This is a genomic window from Clavibacter sp. MX14-G9D (assembly GCF_032917815.1).
GTDB classification, from domain to species: Bacteria; Actinomycetota; Actinomycetes; order Actinomycetales; family Microbacteriaceae; genus Clavibacter; species Clavibacter michiganensis_K.
This window is the reverse complement of record NZ_JAVCVL010000238.1, coordinates 1-3,967: the sequence shown is the minus strand read 5'-3', so window position 1 is coordinate 3,967 and position 3,967 is coordinate 1. Positions and strand designations below refer to the sequence as shown.

The window sequence follows — 3,967 nt, the reverse complement described above, 5'->3', positions numbered from 1 at the left end:
GGCACCGTCTGCCCGCCGCGCTCCCGCGGCGCCGTGAGGTCCGCCGTCGTGGCCCCGTCGCAGGCCGCGTCCACCAGCTCGGCGCCGACGGCCGCCGCGGCGACGCGGACGGACGCGGCCACGGTGCGGCCGCAGACCCCGGGGTCGCCGGGGACGGGCTCCGCAGGGCCGGTGCCGGTCGAGTACGAGTCGCCGAGGGACACGATGCGCAGCGGCTCCGCCGTCGCCGTCGGCGCCACCGGGCCCGGACCCGAGCAGCCGCCCACGATGAGGAGCAGCCCCGTCAGGAGCGCCCCCAGCACGGCCCCGCGGCGAGGCACCGAGGGCCGTCGTGACGAGGCCCGGGACGCGGTCCGGCGGTTCGCGGGAGCGGGGGCGTCGTCGGCGTGGTCCATCCCGTCGACCCTACGCGAGGGCCGCGGGCGGATCCCCGGACGGGAGGAGCAGGATCAGTCCTCGGCGCCGCGTCGGCGGACGTAGACGACCACGGCCACGATGAGCCCGACCAGGAGGCCGGCGGCCAGCGGGAAGAGGAAGCCGCCCGGGCCGATCTGCGTCACGACGCTGCCGTGGTCGATGCGCGTGTCGACGACGCCGGGCACGTCGAGCCCCGGGTAGCCCTCGGTGCCCTGCGCGAAGGAGGTGATGAGGAGCGTGACGATGACCGCCGCGCCCACCACGAACGCGGCGAGGAACCCCAGTACCGCGGATCCGACCACCGATGCGCGGTGCGGGTCGGTGGCGTGCGTCCGGTGCAGGGTGGCGTGCGACATTGTGGAGCTCCAGGGGTCGATGACCTGGGCCACGGTACCCGCGTCCTCCAAGTGGAGGACAGTCCCCCGATCGGGGAGCGCGTGCGCGGCACCCCGCGAGGACCCGGCGGGGCTGTCAAGGCCCTTGGCGCCTCCGGGTCGTCGGGCGTCGGGTGGGGGGACGTCCACGACGAGATGGAGGCACTCCCATGACCGACCTCACGACCGAACGGCGCACCTGGGCCGAGCTGCTCCGACGACCCGGGCCCTGGATCCAGGTGCACGTCGACGACTCCGTCGACACGGCCGATCCCCCGCAGGTGCTCGAGACCCGGCGGCGGAGCGTCGTCGACCGGCTCGCCCGCGACGGCGCGTCCGACGAGGACCTCGCGCTGGTCTCGTCGGCGCTCGCGCACGAGCCCGCGCCTGGCGGCCCGCGCACCCGCATCGTCCTCGTCGAGGGCGGCGAGCTGGTCCTCGACGAGTCGATCCCCGGCATCCCCACCGAGCCCGAGTCCGTGGGCGTCGTCCCGGTCCCCGACCTCGTGCCCCTCCTGGAGCGCGAGCCCGAGCGCATCGCCTACGTGGTCGTGGAGACCAGCCGGGACGGCGGCGAGGTGCGCGTCCTGCGGGCGGGCGCGGACGAGCTCGTCGACGAGCGCTCGGTCGAGGGCCGGACCGACACGCTGCACGCGGTGCAGACGGGCGGGTGGCGCCAGGACCGGCTGCAGCACCACGCGGAGGAGATCTGGCGCCAGACGCAGGGCGAGCTCGCCGAGCGCGTCGACGAGGTCGTCCGACGGCACCGGCCGCGCCTCCTCGTCGTCGCCGGCGACATCCGGGCCCGCCAGCTGCTCGAGGGGGAGCTCGGAGCGGAGGCCCGGGCGATCCTGGCGGTGGAGCCGACGAACACGCGCGCCGACGGCGCCGACGGCCGGGCCCTCGAGGACCGGACGCGGACGGAGCTGCAGCGGATCCTGGCGGCGGGCGAGCGCGACGTCCTCGACCGCGTGGCCCAGCACGAGGGCCGCGGCGACGGCTGGGCGGAGACGCGGGTGGGTGCCGTCGTGCGCGCCCTCGCGAGCGCCCAGGTCGACACCCTCGTGCTCGACGCCGACGCGCTCCGCGACCAGCGCCTGCTGGCGCTCGGTGACGCCCCGTGGATCGCGGCCGCCCCGGAGGACGCACTCGGCGCCGAGGTCCTGGGGCACGTGCCGGCGCACGTCGCGCTCACCCGGGCCGCGCTGCTGACCGACGCGCGCATCGTCCTCACGGACTCGACCACGGCGCCCGACGGCCCGGACGCGATCGGCCTGCCCGGCGGCGCGTCCGTCGCCGCCCTCCTGCGCTGGCCCGAGGGCCCGGCGGTACCGGGGACGGGCACGACCGCGTGAACGCCGTCCCCGACCCCGCACGCCGCGCACCCACCATCGACACGAGCCCCGAGGAGGCACCATGACCGACGCACCCGCCCACGACGACCTGCCCCTGCCCGACTTCGACCACATCCCGCTCGCGACGCTCCCTCAGCGGCTCCTGCCCCTGGACGAGCGGCAGCTCCTGCTGCTCGTCGCCTACGAGGGTGCGCACGGGGACCGCCTCCCGGTGATGCAGGTGCTCGAACGGCGCCTCGAGGCGCTGCGCGGCGGCGCCGAGCCCGCCGGCCGCGTCCCGGAGACCATGCCCGAGGTCGCGCAGGGCGGTCACGTGCCGCAGGTCACGCCGGCGACGAGCGGACCGCCCGTGAACCCGCCCTCGCACGGCGACCCGACGAACCCCGCGCAGCCCCGCTGAGCCAGGCAGGGCCCGCGAACGGGAAGAGCCCCGCCCCTCCGTGAGGAGGAGCGGGGCTCGAGGGTGGATCTGAGGGGATTCGAACCCCTGACCCCCTGCATGCCATGCAGGTGCGCTACCAACTGCGCCACAGACCCGTTCTCCGCTTCCCTGCGGAAGCGACTCGTCCACATTACTACACATTCCGGCCGCCCCATGACCAGGGCATCCTCCCCGCTCATCCCGGCGCGTCCCGCCGCGCGGATCCGGGCGGACGGGGCCGTGACCGGGCGCGGGGCGCGCGGACGGCGGGCCGGACCGGGCGCCTCACGGGCGCGTCGGCCGGCCCGGGCCGGGGCCGATCAGGATGCGGACGGGCTCGGCTCGATCTCGAGCTCGACCACGGGGCAGTCCTTCCAGAGGCGCTCCAGCGAGTAGTACATGCGGTCCTCCTCGGTGAAGACGTGGGCGACGACGTCGCCGAAGTCGAGGAGGATCCAGCGGCCCTCGCTCTTCCCCTCGCGGCGCAGCGGCTTGGCGCCGGCCTCGATCATCTTGTCCTCGATCTCGTCGGCGACCGCCTGCGCGTTCCGCTCGTTGCGGGCCGAGGCGATGAGGAAGACGTCGGTGAGGGGCAGGGGCCCGGAGACGTCGAGCGCGACCAGGTCGATGGCCTGCTTGGAGTCGGCGGCGGATGCGGCGACCTTGAGCAGGTCGAGGGCGCGGGGAGAAGCGGTCACAGAGTCCTTCCGGGACGGGTGGGGTGGTGCAGGGGTTCAGAATACATTCGTCATGAACGCGACGATGACGAGGCCCGCGCCGATGACGGCGACTCCCCCGGCCGTGACGGCCGCGACGACGGGCGCGGTGAAGCGCTTGCGGGGCGGAGGCTGCACGACGGCGCGCGTCGAGGTGTGGGTGCTGACCGCCCGGCTCGCGCGGACGGGCTCCGAGTCGGCGCCGCCCGGGGCGTGGTCGTGGTCGTCGCCCTGCTCGAGGATCCGGTCCATGTCGGCCGTGTCGAAGCGGTCCGGGTGGGTGCCCATGGAGCCCAGGCTGCGGGGCAGGTCGATCGATCCGGTGATGATGATCTCGCCCGTGCTGTTCAGCGCCTGCTGCATGTCGCCGGCGTGCGGCACGGTCGGGAGGATGAAGTGGTTTCCGGTGTGCGGCTGGTCCTCGTCGACCTGGTCCTGCACCGACCAGTGGCCGGTCGGCGGCGTGAACGGCGTGCGTGCGTCGGCAGCGGCGGATCCGGTCGGCTCGGCCGCGCGGTCCCCGGGGTCGACGCCCTCGAGGTCCTCGGCCGCGGCGGACGCGCGGGTGCCGAACGCGGGCTCGAGCGACGGGGCCGCGGCGCCGGTCGTCCACGACGCGGGCTCGGGGGAGGGGGCGGGCCGCGGGTCCTCGTCCCGGCTCGGCGTGTGCGCGGCCAGCGGCGG

The 3,967-nt window shown here is 75.7% G+C and carries 4 protein-coding genes, 1 tRNA gene and 2 pseudogenes; 2 read left to right on the top strand and 5 right to left on the bottom strand.

The window, feature by feature from the left end; all coding sequences use genetic code 11:
* A pseudogene (locus tag Q6969_RS13855) lies at nt 1-395 on the bottom strand (SGNH/GDSL hydrolase family protein); the annotation flags it as partial.
* A 54-nt stretch (nt 396-449) separates the two neighbouring features.
* Nucleotides 450-806: a hypothetical protein gene (locus tag Q6969_RS13850; RefSeq protein WP_317230962.1), complete on the bottom strand. Its 357-nt coding sequence runs from the start codon at nt 804-806 to the stop codon at nt 450-452.
* 155 nt (nt 807-961) lie between these two features.
* On the opposite strand from Q6969_RS13850, the gene Q6969_RS13845 reads away from it, so the two are divergent.
* A complete protein-coding gene (locus Q6969_RS13845; protein ID WP_317230961.1) occupies nt 962-2,146 on the top strand; it encodes a Vms1/Ankzf1 family peptidyl-tRNA hydrolase in 1,185 nt (394 codons plus the stop codon).
* A gap of 61 nt (nt 2,147-2,207) precedes the next feature.
* On the top strand, nt 2,208-2,546 hold the full coding sequence (locus tag Q6969_RS13840; protein WP_317230960.1) for a hypothetical protein: 339 nt from the start codon (nt 2,208-2,210) through the stop codon (nt 2,544-2,546).
* A gap of 64 nt (nt 2,547-2,610) precedes the next feature.
* Here the strand turns inward: Q6969_RS13840 and Q6969_RS13835 are convergent.
* The 3 genes and pseudogenes from Q6969_RS13835 to Q6969_RS13825 all read right to left on the bottom strand — a co-directional run.
* Nucleotides 2,611-2,683: transfer RNA gene (locus tag Q6969_RS13835), tRNA-Ala, on the bottom strand.
* A 204-nt stretch (nt 2,684-2,887) separates the two neighbouring features.
* Nucleotides 2,888-3,265 carry a ribosome silencing factor gene (gene rsfS, locus Q6969_RS13830; RefSeq protein ID WP_317230959.1) on the bottom strand — a complete coding sequence of 126 codons (378 nt, stop codon included), beginning with the start codon at nt 3,263-3,265 and terminating at the stop codon, nt 2,888-2,890.
* A gap of 36 nt (nt 3,266-3,301) precedes the next feature.
* Nucleotides 3,302-3,967 (bottom strand): annotated as a pseudogene (locus Q6969_RS13825) (hypothetical protein); the annotation flags it as partial.